This window comes from Pseudomonas sp. S1_E05, from assembly GCF_056337105.1.
Window position 1 is genome coordinate 5874148 of the sequence record NZ_JBFRHM010000001.1, and the last position, 18522, is coordinate 5892669.

The following is an 18522-nucleotide window of genomic DNA, read 5'->3' on the forward strand; positions in this document are numbered from 1 at the left end:
CGTTGGCACTACATAGTTATGACGGCAGGCGCAGACGCGCAGACGACCGCTGGGCAATCTTCATCAAACTGTCACGCAACTGTGGTAGCGCGCTTGAACGAACTTCATCAGACTCGCGCTCTACTGGGGTTCTGCGTTTCGGTGTTTTTTCATGTGTGCACGATTTTTTTCCACCGCGGTTTTTGTGGCCGCGTTGTTGTTCGGCCTGCCATCTCTGGCGGCGTCTCGATGCGATGTCAACGTTGCGACCGAACGGGTCGATCTGGCGCAGGTGAGCCTGGCGTACCAGAGCATCGGTCGTGCCTCGGACCCCGCGTTGCTGCTGGTGATGGGCCTGGGTGGACAGTTGATTCACTGGCCGGATGAGGTGGTGGTTGCGCTGTGCCAGCAGGGGTTTCGGGTGATTCGATACGACAATCGCGATGTCGGGCTCTCGACCCTGGCGTCAGGCGCCCATCGACGCCAACCTGACCTTTGAAGTGCTTCGCTACAAACTGGGCCTGCCGGTGGCGGCACCGTATTCGCTGACGAACATGGCCGACGATGCGCTGGGCCTTATGGATGCCCTGCACATCGAACAGTTCCACGTGTTGGGTGCGAGCATGGGTGGGATGATCGCCCAGCACATGGCGGCCATGGCGCCGCAGCGGGTGGAAAGCCTGACCTTGATCATGACCACCTCCGGCGCCGAAGGCCTGCCGGCACCGAGTGCAGCGCTGGTGCAATTGCTGTCGCGTCGTGGCGCACCGAATCGCCAGGTCGCGCTGGAGCAACAGGCCGATTTGCTTGCGGCACTGGGCAGCCCGACGGTGAGCGATGATCGCCAGGCCTTGTTGCAGCAGGCGGCCGTGGCCTATGACCGTGCCTTCAACCCCGAAGGCGTGAAACGCCAGATCATGGCGATTCTCGCCGAACCGAGTCGGGTGGCGCTGCTCAATCAGTTGCGCGTGCCGACGCTGGTGGTGCATGGCACGGCCGATCCGTTGCTGCCGGTCATGCACGGCGTGCATCTGGCCGCGCATATCCAGGGCAGCCAGTTGCGCCTGATCCCCGGTCTGGCCCATCGCTTCCAGGAAGCCTTCAAGGCGCCGCTGCTGGCGGCAGTGTTGCCGTACTTGCAGGCGCATCGCGAGGACACCTCGCATTGGGCGCAGATTACCGCAACGCAGCCACTGCCCCTGTAGGAGCGAGCAAGCTCGCTCCTACAGGGGAGCCGGGTGTATGTTTGGACTTTGCCCCCTGCGAGGTCCGTGATGAGCACTCCCCTGAAAATCGATTTCGTCAGCGACGTGTCCTGCCCCTGGTGCGTCGTCGGCCTGTACGGCCTGACCCGGGCCCTGGAAGAGCTGGGTGATGAAGTGCAGGCCGAGATCCGCTTCCAGCCGTTCGAACTCAATCCGAAGATGGGCGCCGAAGGGCAGAACATTACCGAACACATCAGTGAAAAATATGGCTCCACGCCCGAACAATCGCAGAAGAATCGCGAAATGATCCGTGCCCGTGGCGCCGAGGTCGGGTTTGCCTTTCGCACGGATGGCAACAGCCGCATCTACAACACCTTTGACGCGCACCGCTTGCTCTACTGGGCCGGGCTGGAAGGGTTGCAGTTCAATTTGAAGGAAGCGTTGTTCAAGGCGTATTTCAGCGACGGCGGCAATCCGTCCGACCACGGCCAGTTGGCTCTGATCGCGCAAAGTGTCGGCCTCGACGCGCAACGGGCCGAAGCTATCCTGGCTTCGGATGAGTACGCGGGCGAGGTCCGCGAAGAAGAACAACTGTGGTTGTCCCGAGGGGTGAGTTCGGTGCCGACGGTGGTGTTCAACGGCCAATACGCGGTTACGGGTGGGCAGCCAGTGGAGACGTTCGTCGGGGCGATTCGTCAGATCATCAGTGAAGCGCAGACGAACGCTGACCGCTGATCCCGAGAGGTTGAAAGGAAATATGTCAATGTGCCACTATTGAGGGATGCCGTCGCTGCCGATACAGACAGCGACGTTTTCAATTCATAGGGATTTGATTCATGACCTTTCAAGCTTTTCGTACGTGGGCGGCGCTCACTTTGCTCGCCTGCCTGACCCTCACCGGCTGCGCCAACATTCAACCCCCAGTGCCGCTGGATCAACAATTCTGGGATGCCAAGGAGCCGACCGTCGGTGTGGCCATCACGGTAGTGCCACCGCCAGTGCTGGCCCTGACCGGCAACCAGGGGATTCTCGATTACGCCATCAACAAGGGCGTGAACAGCAAGCTCAGTGACAACGTCGAAAAATGGCAGGTGCGCGACCTCAACACGTTGCCCGATGTCATCGTCGCCAAGCTCGAGGCCAAGGGCTACAAGGTCAAACGCATCAACGAGCCGGTCAACCTGGAGTCCTACAAGAAAATCAGTTTCCGTGAAGGTTATACCGTGCGCGACCTGACCCCGCTCAAGGCCACCTACGGCGTTGATCGGTTGTTGCTGGTAAACGTCTTTGCCACTGGCGCCACCCGCAGCTATTACGGCTTTGTGCCGACCAGCGTACCGATGGCCCAAGTGACCGGGCAGGGCATGGTGGTCGATCTGGCGGACAACAAGCTGCTGTGGTTCAAACCTTTTGCCGTGGTGCAAGCCGCCCAGGGCGAGTGGGACGAGCCGACCTATACCAACCTGTCCAACGCCTTCTACCAGGCCTTGGATACCAGCCGTCAGCAAATGATCACGCCGTTCGAACAATGAACGGTTCGTTGCGCGTAGTGGCGGCATCGCTGCTGTTGATGCTGGCCGGTGTGCGCAGAAACCGGCCCCTGAAGCCGGTTTCCGCTCCCAGGGTGCAGCACCCTATGTCCAGGCCCACGGGCTGAAAGTGGACCTGCAACTGCCACAGGCATTTGTCGGGGCCAGCACGGTGATCGATGCCAAGGTGGCACAGGATGCCGCGTCTTCGAGCCACAACCTGATCGCCAACTCCGGCAACACTGCCGGGTTGGCCGGGCTGCTTGTGGCGAGCCTGATCAACACCCAGATGGGCAGCGGCAGCTTGCAGCGCGATGCAGAAAATGTGGCGTTGAAGGAAGCGCGGCCGATGGCCGATCTGCTGGCCGGCGTGCCATTGCAGGAACGCTTGCAACAGCGTTATCAACAGGCGTCGCAAGTGGCCGGGTTGAAGCAGGGCGAGGGCGCCGTCACCGCGCGGCTGCTGATCGAGCCCAAGCTGATGCTGACCCCGGACCGTGGCAGTTTCATATTGGTCAATCAGGTGCAGGTCCAGGACATCGCAGGTTCCGCGCTGTACCGCATGCGCATCGAAGTGGCCAGCCAGCCGATCCGTCGTTGCGGCAAGCAATGCATCGACGACGGCAGCCTGGAACTGGCCAAGGTCACGGCGGTGCTCGATGAGTGCATCGACGAGTCCATGCGCGTGCTGGCCGCCGACCTGATGCTGCCGGCGCCGCCGGAGGCCGCCCAGGAAACCCTGCGCTATGTGCTGGATGGTCAGCGGGTGGTCGAGCGCGGTTATCAATTGGCCAACCAGGGCAGTTATTGGCGCTACCGCAACCTGTATGGCGCGGTGAAGTCGGTGCCGGTGCCCTTTGAAGATGCACTGACCCAGGCGCAGTTGCAGAAGGTGTACGGGCGGTAATCCGGGCCGTTTCCGGGTCGAGCCTGGAAACGGCCCTCGCTGTCAGCGCACGATCTTGTCCACATGAATGCCAAGTTTTTTCAAGCGATACCAGAAACTGCGCTCGGTGATCCCGATCAATTGCGCAGCGGCAGCCTGCACGCCGTTGCTCTGTTGCAACGCCGCAAGAATATAGGCCTTTTCCACTTCCGCCAGGGCCGTGTCGAGGTCGGCTGGCACGCCGTTGGCGTCGGCAAGCGGCGCGCTGTTGCCCAGCGTTTGTGTGCCGAACAGATAGGCCGGCAGGTCGTGTTCTTCGATTACCGCACCGGACGCAACGATGGTGGCGCGCTCCACGCAGTTTTGCAGCTCGCGGATATTGCCCGGCCACGAATAATTGGCCATGGCCTGCAACGCCTCTGCGCTGAAGCCAGTGAAACGTTTGCCCGCGGCGGCGCCCAGGGTATTGGCAAAGTGCCGGGCCAGCGAGGCAATGTCCTCGACCCTTTCACGCAGGGCTGGCAACGGGATGGGGAAGACGTTGAGACGGTAATACAGGTCCTCGCGAAACTCCTTGTTGGCCACGGCGTCCAGCAGGTTTTTGTTGGTGGCAGCAATAACCCGCACATCCACCTTGCGTTCGCGGGGGTCGCCCACCGGTTCGATGATCCGCTCTTGCAAGGCACGCAGGATTTTCGCTTGCAGAGCTAGTGGCATTTCGCCGATTTCATCGAGAAACAGGGTCCCCTTGTCGGCTTGCTGGAAGCGCCCGACGCGGTCCGCCACGGCGCCGGTGAAGGCGCCTTTGCGGTGGCCGAACATTTCGCTTTCCAGTAGCCCATCGGGGATCGCCGCACAGTTTACTGCGACGAAGGGTTTGTCGGCGCGACTCCCGTGTTTGTGGATGGCCCGGGCGACCATTTCCTTGCCGGTCCCGCTTTCGCCGGTCAGCAGGATGGTCGCGCTGCTTTCGCGCACCGAGTCGATCGCTTGGCGCACCCGGCGAAAACTCGGGCTGTCGCCCACCAGGCTGTCGATCTGCTGATGTTCGTCGAGTTCGGCGCGCATGCGCTGGTTGTCTTTGAGTATGTCTCGGAATTGCAGGGCCTTGCTGACCGTGATGTCCAGTTCATCGATGTCGAACGGTTTGGCGATGTAGTCGAAGGCGCCGTTGCGCATTGACTGCACAGCATTCTTCACCGTGCTGTAGGCGGTCATGACGATCACCGGTAATTGCGGGTAGCGAGTCTTGATTTCCGCCAGCAGTTGCGGGCCATCCATGCCGGGCATGCGCCAGTCGCTGATTACGAGGTCGATGTCCTCGCTCTCCAGTACCTTGAGGGCGTGCAGACCGTTGCCCGCGGTGAATACTGTGATCTCACCCTGGCCCAGGGCCGAGGCCAGCAGGTCGCACAGCTTGGGCTCGTCGTCGACCACCAGTACGTTATGCGTCATCACGACCCTCGTCGAATGCTTCACTATTGGCCGGAATGTACAGGCTGAAGGTGGCGCCGGCATCTTTTTCGCTGACGCATTCGATGTGCCCGTCATGGTTTTCCATGATCGAATACACCTTGGCCAGTCCGAGTCCGGTGCCGGAGGCCTTGGTCGTAACGAACGGGGTGAACATCCGTTCGAGCATGTCGGCCTCGATGCCCTGGCCGGTGTCGCTGATGCTGATGACAGTGTAGTGCTGGTCGCTACTGATACCCAGGGTCAGGCGGCCGCCCTCGGGCATGGCGTCGATGGCGTTGACGATCAGGTTCAGGCCGGCCTGCTTGATTTGCCGAAGGTCGGCATACAGGGTCGCGCCAGGGGCCCTGTCGTCGATCTGCACGGCGATGTTGTGGCTGGCCAGTTCCGGGGCGCAGAACCCGGCCAGCTCATCCATCAGTGGCCGTGCCAGTTGCGTGGAGCGCATGGGTGCGCTGGGTTTGGCGAAGTCGAGAAAGTCGGTGATCAGGTCGTTGATACGACTGACTTCGCTGACCACGTATTCCAGGTGTCGTTTGTCGGTCTGCGGCAGGTCGGCCCGCCGGTGCAGCAGTTGCGTCGCGGTCTTGATGATGCCCAGCGGGTTACGGATTTCATGGGCCAGGCCCATCGCGACTTCGCCCAGCGCGTGCAGGCGGTCGCGTCGCCGTAACTGCGATTCCAGGTGCTGCAACTCGCCGAGGCGTTCGCTCATGTGGTTGAAGGTACTGCTCAATTCCGCCAGTTCATCGCCACCGCTGACGGGCAGGCGCTGGCGATAGTCCCCGGCAATGACCGCCTGTACGCCCTTGGATAGCCCACGCAACGGCTTGGTCAGGCGCTGCGAGACCAGCCAGCCCACCGCCAGCGAGGCCGCTGTGCTGAGCAGGAAAATCAGGATGAACAGGTTGCTTTGGTTCACCAGCCCGACCAGGGTGGAGTGGCGCAGCAGGCCGCTGAAGACCACGCCCTGCAGCTCACCGTTTTCATTGAGAATCGGCCGGTAGATGCCGCTGTAGCGGCTGGTGGATTGTTCAATGGGTTGCTTGCTGCTACGCAGCAATTGTTCGATACCCTTGGGCACGCTGGCCGGGTGATCCTCGAAGCGCTGGGTGGAAAAAATTTCCGACAGCTCATCACCCCTGGCCAGGTACAGGCGCAGGTCCAGGGAATGCACATCGGCAACGCTGGTCAGGAAACTGTCGTCCAGGTAGGTGCCGATGATCAGCTTGTAGTCGACGTTGTCCTGTTCCGTTTCGAAGGTCGAGATCACGGTGCCGGTGGCCACGCCCCCCACTTGCAGTGTCTGCAGCACGGCCTTGGGTGCCGTGCTGATCTGCCGCACGATGTCGTCCGCGGCGTTGCTGAACATCACTTTGCGATCGCTGTTGCGTATCAGTGCCACCACGTCGATGCCCATTGCCCCGGCAATGTCGGTACTGAGCTTGTCGTGGCGCACCGACACCCGATCCGTGGACGGGCGGGTGTAGCGCAGGAACAACTGCGCGACCCTGGCGTTGTCCCGCAGGATTTCGCTGATCTCGTCCTCGACGATCTTGGTCGACTCCTGCAACCATATGCGCACGTTGCTCTCGAATATTTGCGACAGCGTCGTCGCCGCGAGTTCGGCAGCGATCATGGTCGGAATGACGCTGACCAGCCAGAATGCCAACACCAGTTTGCGTTGCAGGCTCCAACCGGAAAGGGCGAAGGGTCGGGTGGTGGCGCGGCGGTCTTTAATGGTCATGTTGACTTATTGCAGCTCACTTATCGCAGCCGCCATGGCCGGGTCGGTACGGTCCGGGCGGATGAAGGGTTTGACCAGGCGCAGAAAGTGATCGAGCACCGGGTTGCGATGACGGAAGAACAGGGTGTTGCCGACGAACGAACAACCCAGACGCAGCTTACTGGCATAGCCTGCCTGACCGCACGCGTAGAGCGTCATACCGTGCTCAATACAGTAGCTGACATTGGTCAACCAGCTACGCATGTAAAGCTGGTGATCGCGGGTGCGATCCAGGTCATGGGCGAAGAACTTGTCGATCATGCGCTGTTGATCCAGCAGGACAAGGTTGAACGCCACCAGCTCATCGTCGACCCAGTAAAGCGCGCACGCAGCCCGCTCACCCAAGTGTTCCAGCACCTGCTGGAAATAGCCGTCGGGCAGGCGCTCGAAGCTCAGGTCGCTGCGGGCCAGGGTCGCTTCGTACAGCGGCATCATGCGCGGAAGCAGGTCATGTACAGAGCGGCGCCATTCGATGCGCGGGCCCTGTTTGCGCAAGATGCGGCGCAGGTCCTTGCGGGTGGATTTGCCGAGGCTGCCCAGGTACGCGTCTACCGAGCCAAATGTGATCGGCAGCTCGGCACCGGGTAAACCGGACATGCCTTGCAGGCCGGCCGCACGGCATGCCGCGAGCCACTGTGGGTGGAGCTGGGAGGCATCCTTGACCGCGAGCAGGCCGATCCCGGCGCGGTTGGCATCTTCACGAGCGAGGTCCAGCAGGCGAGCGAACAGGGAAGGCCATCGCCCCGCAACAATGTCTGGGGCGATACCGACATGGCATCGCTCGGCCACCGGGGAGCCCAGCGCATACAGATGCACGTCGAACAATCCGGGCCACCATCGCTGCAGCCGTTCAGTCAAACGCTTGGCCGGGCCCTGCACCGTGGTGTCCAGGGAGTAGGCCGTCGTGAACGCCACCGCCGCCGCAATCAGCCGACCCTCTTCGAACAGTGCCAGGTAACGCCATTGAAAGCCTTCAATGCCGGCTTGCTCCACGGCTCGATAATAAGCCCAGTCTTCGAGCTCATCGGGAAAGCAGGCATTCCAGGCGGCGCGATCAATCGCCTCGATGGATGACAGAATTTGCGCGGTGGTCACGTCGCTTCCTTAGTAGGCCAGGCTTGCCGTTTTGCCGTTGGATCACGCCAGTTGCCGCAATGGCTGGGCTGGCATGCATTGGGGTAGGGAGGGCTGAAGGGCGCGATGGTGGTCGATGAAGTCGACACTCAGCTCTACGACGCGGCGGTATTGCAGGTCAACGGTGATCATGTGGTAGCAATCGTCCAGGAGGATCTTTACCACTTCGCCACCCAGCTTGCGTTCCACGTAGTCGGCATTCCAGCGGCTGGTGATGTCGTCTTCGATTGAATGCAGGACCAGCGCCGGGGTGTTGATGGACGGCATGCGTTTTTTCACTACGGCGTTCATGCGGTGCAATTCGCGCACGGTCACACCCTCCATGGTCAACAGGCCGGCCTGGCTGCTTTCACCCTCTTTCATCTGCCGTTCGACGATGGCGCGCAAGCGTTCATTCTTGATGCCGTAAGGCGGTTTCTCCTCGAAGCGGCAGATGTGCACACCGAACGGAATTTTCATCAGCAGGGGCGTCAGGAACGCCAGCTTGTGAATGCTCCAGCCGTCGTACTTGAGTGTCGTGGAATACATCAGCAGCCCGGCGACTTGTCCGGGATGCTCGGCGGCCACGTACATGGACATCACCGCCCCCATTGACAGGCCGCCGACGAACACTTTGCGGTGCCGCGCGCGGATGCCGACGAAGGTGCGGCGCACGCCCTCATACCAGTCGCGCCAGCCGGTGGCCTGCAAATCGGCATTGTTCCCACAGTGCCCGGCCAGGGTCGGCACGTAGACTGTGCACCCGGCCTTGGCCAGGCCCGCGGCCACCCGACGCAACTCCGTCGGGGTGCCGGTGAGGCCGTGGATCAACAGCACCGCGACCTCACCCGAGCCGAGAACGAAACCGGCGTTGCCTTCGCCCATGTCGATCCCGTGTTCGTTCATCGTTTCATCGCTCGTGCCAGCAGGCGGTCGAGCAGGGCGATGCCCAGGTCGATTTCCGGGTAGCTGATTTCCAGGGATGGGGCCAGGGTGATGACGTTCTTGTAGTAGCCACCCACGTCGAGAATCAGACCCAGGCGCCGGCCGTCGATCTCGATGTCGCCCTTCATGCCTTCCTCGACCATGAAGTCCAGGGTGGCCTTGTCCGGTGTAAAGCCATCCGGCGCGCAGATCTCGCAACGCAGCGCGAGGCCCAGGCCATCGACATCACCGATGATCGGGTAGCGCTTCTTCAGGTCCTGCAGGCCTTCGAGGAAATACCGGCCCTTGTTCATGACCATCGCACCGTAGTCCACTTCGCTGGTCATCTTGAACATTTCCAGGCCCACGGCGGTGCCCAGGGGGTTGGAGGCGAAGGTCGAGTGGGTCGAGCCAGGCGGGAAGACTTTCGGGTTGATCAACTCTTCCTTGGCCCAGATGCCGCCCAGGGGGTTGAGGCCGTTGGTCAGCGCCTTGCCGAAGACGATCACGTCGGGCTTGACGTCGAAGTGCTCGATCGACCACAGCTTGCCGGTGCGGTAGAAGCCCATCTGGATTTCATCGACCACCAGCAGGATGCCGTGCTGGTCGAGCACGTGCTTGAGTTCGCTGTAGAAGTTCATCGGCGGGATCACGTAGCCACCGGTGCCCTGGATCGGTTCGACATAGAACGCCGCGTATTCGCTGGCGCCGACCTTCGGGTCCCAGACACCGTTGTATTCGGTCTCGAACAGGCGAGCGAATTGCTGCACGCAGTGGCTGCCGTACTCTTCCTTGGTCATGCCCTTGGGTCCACGGAAGTGATAGGGAAACGGGATGAATTGTGCGCGCTCGCCAAAATGGCCGTAGCGGCGACGGTAGCGGTAGCTGGAGGTGATCGACGAGGCACCGAGCGTACGCCCGTGGTAGCCGCCTTCGAAGGCGAACATCAGGCTTTTGCCATTGCTGGCGTTGCGTACCACCTTGAGCGAATCCTCGATTGACTGCGAACCTCCGACGTTGAAGTGCACGCGACCGTCCAGGCCGAATTTCTTTTTGGCGTCCACCGCGATCATTTCCGACAGCTCGATCTTGCCCTTGTGCAGGTACTGGCTGGCGATTTGCGGAAGGGTGTCGATCTGCTGTTTCAACGCGTTGTTCAGGCGTGGGTTGGCGTAACCGAAGTTGACCGCCGAATACCACATTTGCAGGTCCAGGTAGGCCTGGTCTTCGGTGTCCCAGACATAGGAGCCTTCGCAGCGACTGAAAATGCGCGGCGGCTCGATATAGTGGACGGTGTCGCCATAGGAGCAGTACCTGGCTTCCTTTTCCAGGAGGATCTGGTCTTCGGCGGTGGCGATGCGGGTATCAGACATGGTGTAGGGTTTCCTGTGTTTCAGAAAGGGTGTCGGTGTTGAACGAAAGGGCGTTGGCCGAGCGCGCCACTGGCAACCGGGCAAGCAATTGCGGCAGCTCGGCAAAGCGGTCGAAACGTGCGTGGGCGATGCCGTTGCGCTCGCAGTACTCGACCAAGCGGCCCTTGGCGAAGACGAAGTCGGCGGTGGCTGCTACGCACATGTCGGACTGGCCATCGCCGATCACCAACACGCGTTTGCTCCGGGGCGTGGATTTGCATTTGCAGTTGCCGGAGGCGGCGCGGCAGGCATCGCTGGCATAAGGGAAATCGATGCGCCACTGGTTGTGCTCTACCTGGCGCAGGCGGTTGGCGAGTATCGGCAGGAGCGTGACGTAGTTGCGCGACAGGATCCGCGCGATGCCCTGCTCGATGCCGTCGCTTACCACTTCCACGGTGGCGCCCAGGCCGATCACGTGGTCGACGAAGTCGGGAAAATCCGGGTCGATCTCGACGCTGTCAAAGAACTCGAGCAATTGCGCCGGCGTGGCCTTGATCAGCGCAAGCTGGCGGCTGAGGCATTCCCGTGAACCGATAGTGCCTTGCAGCCATTCGTTTTCGATCGTTTCCCAGCTGGGGTCGGCGAAGCGCCCCAGGATGCTGTCGATCACGTCGGTGGGGGTGATGGTGCCGTCGAAGTCACACACGATATGCCAGTCAATCATCTGCATTTACCTGTTGGTCATGGCAGTTGTGGGATGCGCTGTCTGCGCTTGGCAGGGGAGGGAGCAGGGACTGTGCCAAGTGCACCAGACCCAGTAATGGCGGAGGCTGAGCTGTGTTTGGGTGAGGCGCAGCTACAAATTTTGTAGCTTGCTACAAACAACATGAGTGCTTGCGCGAACGGGGCTGTCGGGGGATTGATGCGCGCAGGTTCGGAAGAGGAATGACGTGATGTCGAACAAAATGCGAGCATTGTTGATCGCGCTCAGTTGCCTGGCCGGGGGCGCCCGCGCAGGCGGCATCACCGGTGAGGCGGGCCTGGGCCTGGGGTATCAGCCCCATGACCCGACCGGTAGCCGCTACGAAACGCGGCCTGTGCCTTACCTCGATCTGGGCTTCGGCGATGTCAGCCTGAGCACCGACGATGGCCTGACCTGGAACGCCGTGAACAGCAGCGGACTCAGCGCCGGGCCATACCTCAATTACCTGCCGGGGCGTACCGCGAACCATGAGTTGCGCGGTCTGCGCGATGTGCCGGACATGGCCGAAGCAGGCGGGTTCGTGCAATACGCCCCGGCCGACTTCTGGCGGGTGTTCGCATCGCTCGGCCAGGCCGTCGGCGGTGGCAGCGGCCAGGGCGGAGTGTTCGGCCGGGTGGGCGGCGAGATCGGTTACCCGCTGGGCGCTGGCGTGATTGGCAGCACCAACCTGACTGCGCATTTTGCCGACGCTCAGGGCACCCAGACGTTCTTCGGAGTCAGTGACGGCGAGGCACAGGCCTCGGGCATTCGCGCTTACAACGCCTCGGGCGGCTTGCAGAATGTGGCCCTGACCCAGAGCTTCGAATTCCCGCTGGCCGCCCATTGGTCGCTATTGACCAGTGCCAGCTGGATACACCTGACCCGCTCGGCGGCAGACAGCACCATCGTCAAGACTGTGGGCGATGCCAACCAGGGTCAGGTACAGGCTGCGATTGCCTACAAATTCGACTGATTGTGTGGGGCGGTGAATTGGTCTGGCGTTTGCAAACATCCCTGTCGACCTTACTTCTCCAGGATGTTCTTCATGGCTCGTCCCGCTTATCGCCTGCTGGCCCATTCGCTGTGGGATCTGATTCCCATAGCCTTGGGCCTTGCCCATTTCGCCTTCGTCCTGTGGCTGGTTGCCGCCTTTCCTGCACTGGCGTGGTGGGCCTTGGTGCCGCTGGCACTGGGTTATGCCGTCAGCCTGTCGTGGAGCATCAACAGCATTTCGCACAACCAGATCCACAATGCCTACTTCACTCGCGCCTGGATGAACCGTGCCTTTGACCTGCTGTTGTCGGTGACCATCGGCTTTTCCCAGACGCTTTATCGCGATATCCACAACCGGCATCACCGAGGCAACTCCGACCGGCCTGATGCCTCGGGTAAAACCGTGGACCCGCTGTCGATTTACCAGCGCGGCAAGCACGGGCAACCCGAGAATCCCTGGGCGTACACCTTCCTCAGTTTTTTCCGTGACGACCCCAAACCCATTTTCACCGAGATGCGCCGCAAACACCCGCAGAATGCCCGTTGGGTGAAGGTGGAAATCTACGTGACGGTGTTGTTCTACCTGCTGCTGGCGGCGTACGACTGGCAGGCGGTGCTGGTGTTGCTGCCGTTCTGGTATCTGGGGCAGGCGCTGTCATCGCTCAATGGGTACTACGAGCATTTTGGCGGCAACCCCGATTTGCCCATCGCCTGGGGTGTCAGCGCCTATAGCCCGCTCTACAACCTATTGTGGATGAACAACGGTTATCACGCAGAACACCATTACCGGCCGAAAATGCACTGGACGAAGGTCAAGGCCTTCCACCGGCAAATTGCCCGGGAACAACGCGAGGCGGGCGTTAAAGACATCCCGCTGGCCCATGGGCTGGGTTTCCTCATCAACCATCACGACGCCTGATTGCAATTGTACGAGCGAGCTTGCTCGCGATGGACGCCCGCGGTATCGGGGGCTGCATCGCGAGCAAGCTCGTCCTACGCAGGGGGGCGGTCAGGTCTCAGTTATCCTCCCCCTCGGCCAGCAGGGCGATGCCTCCCATGATCACCGCCACGCCCATCCAGTGCAGCGCGCTGATCTGTTCACCCAATCCCAGCCACGACCCCAGCAAGACGCCGATGAATACCAGCGAACTCAAGGGAAAGGCCAGCGACAGGCTGCTTCGGCGCAATATCAGCATCCAGACGAAAAACGCGCCGACGTAGCAGCCGACCGCGACCCATACGCCGGGGGTCAGGAGGATGTCCTGCAGCCATTGCAGGGTGAAATCCATTTGTCCCAGTTGGTCGCCGCCGACCTTGGAGGCGATCTGCCCGCCGCTTTCGAGCAAGATCAGCAATGCCCACAACACCAGGGTGCCCAGGCGCCCATGCAGCCAGTGCAGGGCATTGGAGGGTTGTTGCATCATGCGCGCCTCAGACATGGCCGGCACACACGAGCATGACGCCCGCCGTTATCACCAGCGTCCCCAGCCAACGCCGGCGGCTGACGGTTTCGCCCAATACCAGCTTGCCCGCCAGCACCACGCCGCAATAGGCCAATGCCGCAGCGGGGAACAGCAGGCTCAGGGGCGCTCGCGACAGGGCGGCCAGCCAGACGAAAAATTCGATGAAGTAGGCGCCGATCCCGCCCCATAGCATCGGTGCGCTGAGTACCTGGCCCCAGAACAGCCGCAGGCGAAAACCGCCTTCCAGCTGCGGCATCCGGTCCAGGCCGAGTTTGAAAAAGAGCTGGCCAATGACGTCCAGAACAATGGACAGGGCCACCAGTGCAATCACCGTCAAGGTCATGAAAACAGCTCCTCGAACAGTTCGATCAAAGCCTGGTTGGTGCTCGAGTTGCGCAGGATATCGGACTCGCTCCAGCGCTCGGCCGGAGGTTGATCGGTCTTGGCTTCCCAGCGTTTGAACATGTTGCTGAAAGCGGGGCGGGCATATTCCCCGCAGATGTCGATGCCCAGGATGCGTTTGCTCGCCGCCAGCGCGCGCAGGGCCTGCAGCATATGGTACAGGCGCATGCTGCCCTGATCCCAGTTGGTGGCGGCGTCTTCGCTGGCGAGCACGTCCTTGTCGATGGTGATCCACACCGCTGCGGTCGGCAGGTCGGCGATCAGGGCGTCGAGGAATCGTGACCAATCCAGTGTCGACAGGTTGCGCCAGTGCAGCATGTTTTCCTGCTGCCGGTGCCCGGCACCGTCGCCGATCCGTCCCCAGACCTTCGAAGGCGGATGCTGCCAGGGGAACAATTGCAGGGTACCGCGCTTGAGCGCGCCGAGGTTGCCTCCCTTGCATTGCGGGTTTTGCAGGTCATCGCTGCATGGGCCCAGGGTGACGATCCGGCGGACGTTCGGCAGCTTGAGGGCCTGATTGACCCACGAGCCGCAATGGCGGCGCGGCGCAAACCTCACCCAGTCGGGGTGATTGTCGAAATGAATAAGGCTGATTGGCTCGGGCAGGTCGCTCAGGAACGCCGGGGTCAAGTGGTGATAGTCACCGGAGCCGATGAAGAAAATTTCCGGGGCCGGGCCGATGTGCCGGGGCCGTTGTTGCAAGCGTTCGGCGAAGCGGCGCCAAGTGCGTTCGCTGGACCAGAGCCGCAGTTTCGGGCCGAGGTCGAGCAGGTCCAGACGCCTGGCGCGACCGCTTTCGAGCAGTCGCGCGATCGGCGCCTGGGTGGTCAGGCTATGGTCGAGATCTAGAATGTTCAAGGTTGTGATTACCCTGGCAGACCCATCCAGACACCGGCCTCATCCATCATGAGGGCCGGCCGGGCGGGTTTTTCGGGGTAAATGCAAGGGGCGGGCCAGCGTTTGTGTCAGGCGTGCACCCGAACCCACACGCTGACCAGCACCGTCGCCGCCATCAACCACGCCACAGCTGCCACCGCCAGCGACGCTTCCAGGCGCATGCGGTCGACCATCACGTACAACGTCGCCAGGTAGATGAAGTACGGAATGATCGACCACATGCCAAACACGATGGTGGTCTTCAGGTCGTCCACCGAACGGCCCTTGCCGACGATGTAGTGGGCGATCAGCGCGAAGGTCGGGAACAGCGGTACCAGGCCCGCGATGTAGTAGTTTCGGGTCTTGGCCAGGGTGGCGAGGATCACCACCACCGCTGCGCCCAGGGTCGCTTTGAGAATCAGGTCCATCAGTGGCTCAGTCCGTACTTTTTCACTTTGTCGAACAAAGTGGTCTTGGCCATGCCCAGTTCCAGGCTGGCCTGGGTCAGGTTGCCGCCACTGCGTTGCAGGGCCTCGCCCAACAGATTGCGCTCGAAGGCTTCCACCGCCTCGGCGAAGGCCAGGCCCTGGGTGCTGCCGCTGGGGCCGGCCTTCTTGAAGGCGGGCAGGCCGAGGGCGAACCGTTCGGCGACGTTGCGCAGCTCACGCACGTTGCCTGGCCAGTCGTGGCTCATCAGGTGCGACAGGGTCTGGTTGTCCAGTTCCGGTGCGGCGCGATCGAAGCGCAGGGAGGACTGCTGCAGGAAATGCTCGAACAGTTGCAGGATGTCTTCGCGGCGCTCGCGCAGCGGTGGCAGTTCCAGTGTGACCACGTTGAGGCGGTAATACAGGTCGCTACGAAAATCGCCAGCGCGGCTCAAGTCGTCGAGATCGCACTTGGTGGCCGCAATCACCCGGCAATCCACCGCTACGCTCTGGTTCGAGCCGAGGCGTTCCAGTGTGCGCTCCTGCAATACTCGCAGCAGTTTGATCTGCAAGGGCAGCGGCATGCTTTCCACTTCGTCGAGGAACAGCGTGCCGCCATCGGCGTGTTCGATCTTGCCGATGCGTCGTTTGCCGGCGCCGGTGAAGGCATTGGCTTCGTGGCCGAAAATTTCGCTTTCGAACAGGTTCTCCGGCAGCCCGCCACAGTTCAAGGCGACGAATTGCCGGGTGTGTCGGCGACTGAAGTCATGCAGGCAACGGGCGACCAGTTCCTTGCCGGTGCCGGTCTCGCCTTCGATGAGCACGTTGGCCGAGGTGTCGGCGACGTTGGCGATCAGCTCCCGCAGGTTCTGCATGGCGGGCGAGCGACCGATGATCCGACCTTCGAGCGAGTCGCGCTCCGCCAATTGCCGACGCAGTGACGACACCTCCCGTGCCAGGCTGCGTTGCTCCAGGGCGCGGCGGGCCACGTCCACCAGGCGTTCCGGGGAAAAGGGCTTCTCCATGAAATCGTAGGCGCCTTTTTGCATCGCGCCGACGGCCATGGAGATGTCGCCGTGGCCGGTAATCAGTACCACGGGCAAGCTTCGGTCACGCGCCTTGAGGCGGGTCAGCAGTTCGAGGCCATCGATGCCCGGCAGGCGAATGTCACTGATGACGATGCCGGCAAAGTTTTCGCCGACCCGCTCCAGGGCGTCCTCGGCGCAGGTCACGCCGATGCAGGGAATGTCCTCCAGGCTCAGCGCCTGCTGGCAGCCGAGCAGCACATGGGGGTCGTCTTCGACGATCAGCACACTAAGGTCGTTGTTCATATTGGCTCGGCAGGAGTAGGGCTTACCAACGGTAAACTGAGGACGAAACTGGTGCCACCACTGGCCGGATGCTCGACATCCAGGTGCCCGCCGGTGGCAGCTGCCAGGCTGGCGGACAGGGTCAGGCCAAGCCCGAGGCCCTGTTCGCCGGGTTTGGTGGTGAAAAAAGGTTCGAACAGGTGCTTGCGTGCATCGATGTCGATGCCGTGACCGTTGTCGCGCACACGCAGGCGATATTTGCCTTCCAGCGCTTCACCTTCCAGCCACAGCTCCGGCAGCGGCTGGGCCAGCATGGCGTCGAGGGCGTTGCCGATCAGGTTGACCAGGATCTGCTCCAGGCGGGTCTGGTCGATCTGCACCTGTACGTCTTCAAAGTGCCGATGCACTTGCAGGTGAGCGCTTTCGACGCGGGTACCCAGCAACTGCAACGCCGCATCCACGCCTTTGCCGAGGCAGGCCTGGCCTTGGTCGTCACCGCGCCGGGCGAACGAGCGCAGGCTGGCGGTGATGCGCCCCATGCGGTCGATAAGGTCGTTGATGGTCTTGAGGTTGGTGCTGGCGACGTCCAGTTGGCCACGCTCCATGAAGCGCACGGTATTGCCGGACAAGGTCCGCAGCGCCGCCAGTGGCTGGTTCAGTTCGTGGGCGATGCTGGTGGACATCTGGCCGATGGCTGCGAGTTTACCGGCCTGCACCAGTTCATCCTGGGCGCGGCGCAGCGTTTCTTCGGCATGGCGGCGTTCGCGGATCTGGCCCTTGAGCCGTTCGTTGCTGGCGCGTAGATCGGAGGTGCGTTCGGTAATCCGACGCTCGAGCTGATTGTTGGCTTCCTGCAGGGCTTCGCGGGCGGCGAGACGGGTGGCAATGACCTTGCGCCGCTCGTTCCAGGCGATTAGCAGAAACGCCACGAGGGCAAACGCCACGGCCACCAGAATACCCTGGTTAATGGCCTGGCGACGCAGATCCTGCAACGGCGTGAGCAAGGTGAAATTCCACGGCGTGTCGCTCAATTGGCGGGTTTGCGAAAGGTAGCTGATGTCCTCGTCGTCGGACTCCACTTCGCTGTTGGCGGGGAAGGTCAGCTTTTCCTCGCCCTCGGCCAGTTTTTCCCGGGCCAGCGGTTGCAGCTCGTTCAGCGGGAACCAGTAGTACTGAAGGCTTCGGGCGAGTTTTTCCTTGGTGTCTTCGCTCAGTGGCACCACTGATTTCAGGCGCCGCGAGGGGTCGCTCGAGAGAATGATGATGCCGTTCTCGTCGCTGACAAAGGCCTCCAGTCGCGCCCGTTGCCAGCGTTCTTCCATGGCTTCGAGACGAACCTTGACCACCGCTACGCCGATGATCTTGCCGTGTTCTTCCAGGCCGTGGGCCAGGTAGTAACCCGGCTCGCCGTTGGTGCTGCCGATGCCATAGAACCGGCCAGGCTGGCCACGAACGGCATTCTGGAAGTAGGCGCGGAAGGAGAGGTCTTCACCCAGGTAACTGTCGACGTCACGCCAGTTGCTGGTGGCCATGACGCGACCGGTGGTGTCCATCACATAGATGGCCCGACTGCGGCTGCGGCGGTTCAGGCCTTCGAGGTAATCGTTGACGACTTGCCGGTGTTCCGGCGTTGGCTCGGCCAGCAGTCGGGAAACGCTCGATTCGAGCTCCAGCAGACTGGGCAGGTAGGTGTATTTGCTGATCTCGCTCTCGACGGCGCGGGCGTGCAGTTCAAGCTGGCGCTGGCCGTTCTCGCTGAGGCTGCGGATGCCGTAATGTTCGCTGAGCCAGAAGCCGAGGTAGCCCAGTCCGATCATCAGCGCGATGATCAGCGGCGGCAGGAGCAAATGGCGGATCTGACGGGGTTTCACGGCGAGTGATGGCGGCGCGGCGCGATAAAGAGTGGGGTCGCATTTCATCACAGATGCCTTGGGTCAACCAGCGCTTGCACGCCCTTCCTCTCTGTAGGAGCGAGCATGCTCGCGATGGTGGACCAGACACCACGGGGTATCAGGCAGCCAACGTTATCGTTGACGACCATCGCGAGCGTGCTCGCTCCTACAG

The 18522-nt window shown here is 61.8% G+C and carries 17 protein-coding genes and 1 pseudogene; 6 read left to right on the plus strand and 12 right to left on the minus strand.

Annotated features, from left to right (window positions below; translation table 11 throughout):
* Positions 1-151 precede the first annotated feature (151 nt).
* From AB4N33_RS27200 to AB4N33_RS27215, 4 genes and pseudogenes are all read left to right on the plus strand, one after another.
* Positions 152-1184, plus strand: a pseudogene (locus AB4N33_RS27200) (alpha/beta fold hydrolase).
* Between the two features lie 69 nt (positions 1185-1253).
* A complete protein-coding gene (locus tag AB4N33_RS27205; RefSeq protein ID WP_460121277.1) occupies positions 1254-1919 on the plus strand; it encodes a DsbA family oxidoreductase in 666 nt (221 codons plus the stop codon).
* A gap of 101 nt (positions 1920-2020) precedes the next feature.
* A complete protein-coding gene (locus tag AB4N33_RS27210; protein ID WP_476458624.1) occupies positions 2021-2716 on the plus strand; it encodes a hypothetical protein in 696 nt (231 codons plus the stop codon).
* Between the two features lie 127 nt (positions 2717-2843).
* On the plus strand, positions 2844-3620 hold the full coding sequence (locus AB4N33_RS27215; protein WP_476458625.1) for a hypothetical protein: 777 nt from the start codon (positions 2844-2846) through the stop codon (positions 3618-3620).
* Positions 3621-3662: 42 nt separating this feature from the next.
* Here the strand turns inward: AB4N33_RS27215 and AB4N33_RS27220 are convergent, their stop codons facing one another.
* From AB4N33_RS27220 to AB4N33_RS27245, 6 genes are read right to left on the minus strand one after another with little or no spacing between them, the layout of a single operon-like run.
* Positions 3663-5054, minus strand: coding sequence for a sigma-54-dependent transcriptional regulator (locus AB4N33_RS27220; RefSeq protein ID WP_476458626.1), 1392 nt, complete (start codon positions 5052-5054; stop codon positions 3663-3665).
* The gene (locus AB4N33_RS27225; RefSeq protein ID WP_460121284.1) at positions 5044-6819 is read right to left on the minus strand and encodes a sensor histidine kinase; all 1776 of its coding nucleotides are present in this window, start codon (positions 6817-6819) and stop codon (positions 5044-5046) included. Before AB4N33_RS27225 ends, AB4N33_RS27220 begins: the two co-directional genes overlap by 11 nt.
* A 6-nt stretch (positions 6820-6825) precedes the next feature.
* Positions 6826-7953, minus strand: coding sequence for a GNAT family N-acetyltransferase (locus AB4N33_RS27230; protein WP_476458627.1), 1128 nt, complete (start codon positions 7951-7953; stop codon positions 6826-6828).
* A 42-nt stretch (positions 7954-7995) separates the two neighbouring features.
* Positions 7996-8877 (minus strand): alpha/beta hydrolase, encoded by an 882-nt coding sequence (locus AB4N33_RS27235; protein ID WP_476458628.1) that lies wholly within the window; start codon positions 8875-8877, stop codon positions 7996-7998.
* Positions 8874-10268, minus strand: coding sequence for an aspartate aminotransferase family protein (locus AB4N33_RS27240; RefSeq protein ID WP_460121290.1), 1395 nt, complete (start codon positions 10266-10268; stop codon positions 8874-8876). The genes AB4N33_RS27235 and AB4N33_RS27240 overlap by 4 nt, the downstream gene beginning before the upstream one ends.
* Entirely contained in the window at positions 10261-10971 is a 711-nt protein-coding gene (locus AB4N33_RS27245) for an HAD-IB family phosphatase (RefSeq protein ID WP_460121291.1), read from the minus strand. Before AB4N33_RS27245 ends, AB4N33_RS27240 begins: the two co-directional genes overlap by 8 nt.
* A gap of 229 nt (positions 10972-11200) precedes the next feature.
* Between AB4N33_RS27245 and AB4N33_RS27250 the strand changes: the two genes are divergently transcribed.
* Together AB4N33_RS27250 and AB4N33_RS27255 are read left to right on the plus strand one after the other, a co-directional pair.
* Complete coding sequence (locus AB4N33_RS27250; RefSeq protein WP_460121293.1) at positions 11201-11962, plus strand: MipA/OmpV family protein; 762 nt, start codon at positions 11201-11203, stop codon at positions 11960-11962.
* 72 nt (positions 11963-12034) lie between these two features.
* Positions 12035-12901, plus strand: coding sequence for a fatty acid desaturase family protein (locus AB4N33_RS27255; RefSeq protein ID WP_460121294.1), 867 nt, complete (start codon positions 12035-12037; stop codon positions 12899-12901).
* Between the two features lie 97 nt (positions 12902-12998).
* Here AB4N33_RS27255 and AB4N33_RS27260 read toward each other — a convergent pair whose 3' ends face one another.
* From AB4N33_RS27260 to aauS, 6 genes are all read right to left on the minus strand, one after another.
* The gene (locus AB4N33_RS27260; RefSeq protein WP_460126562.1) at positions 12999-13403 is read right to left on the minus strand and encodes a DMT family transporter; all 405 of its coding nucleotides are present in this window, start codon (positions 13401-13403) and stop codon (positions 12999-13001) included.
* Between the two features lie 10 nt (positions 13404-13413).
* On the minus strand, positions 13414-13788 hold the full coding sequence (locus AB4N33_RS27265) for a DMT family transporter (RefSeq protein WP_460121296.1): 375 nt from the start codon (positions 13786-13788) through the stop codon (positions 13414-13416).
* Positions 13785-14705 (minus strand): arginase family protein, encoded by a 921-nt coding sequence (locus AB4N33_RS27270; RefSeq protein WP_460121298.1) that lies wholly within the window; start codon positions 14703-14705, stop codon positions 13785-13787. The genes AB4N33_RS27265 and AB4N33_RS27270 overlap by 4 nt, the downstream gene beginning before the upstream one ends.
* Positions 14706-14812: 107 nt before the next feature.
* The gene (locus tag AB4N33_RS27275) at positions 14813-15142 is read right to left on the minus strand and encodes a GlpM family protein (protein WP_476458854.1); all 330 of its coding nucleotides are present in this window, start codon (positions 15140-15142) and stop codon (positions 14813-14815) included.
* A gap of 8 nt (positions 15143-15150) precedes the next feature.
* Positions 15151-16479, minus strand: a complete 1329-nt coding sequence (gene aauR, locus AB4N33_RS27280; RefSeq protein ID WP_460121300.1) for a two-component response regulator AauR — start codon at positions 16477-16479, stop codon at positions 15151-15153.
* Positions 16476-18377, minus strand: coding sequence for a two-component sensor histidine kinase AauS (gene aauS, locus AB4N33_RS27285; protein WP_460121302.1), 1902 nt, complete (start codon positions 18375-18377; stop codon positions 16476-16478). Before aauS ends, aauR begins: the two co-directional genes overlap by 4 nt.
* Positions 18378-18522 lie beyond the last annotated feature (145 nt).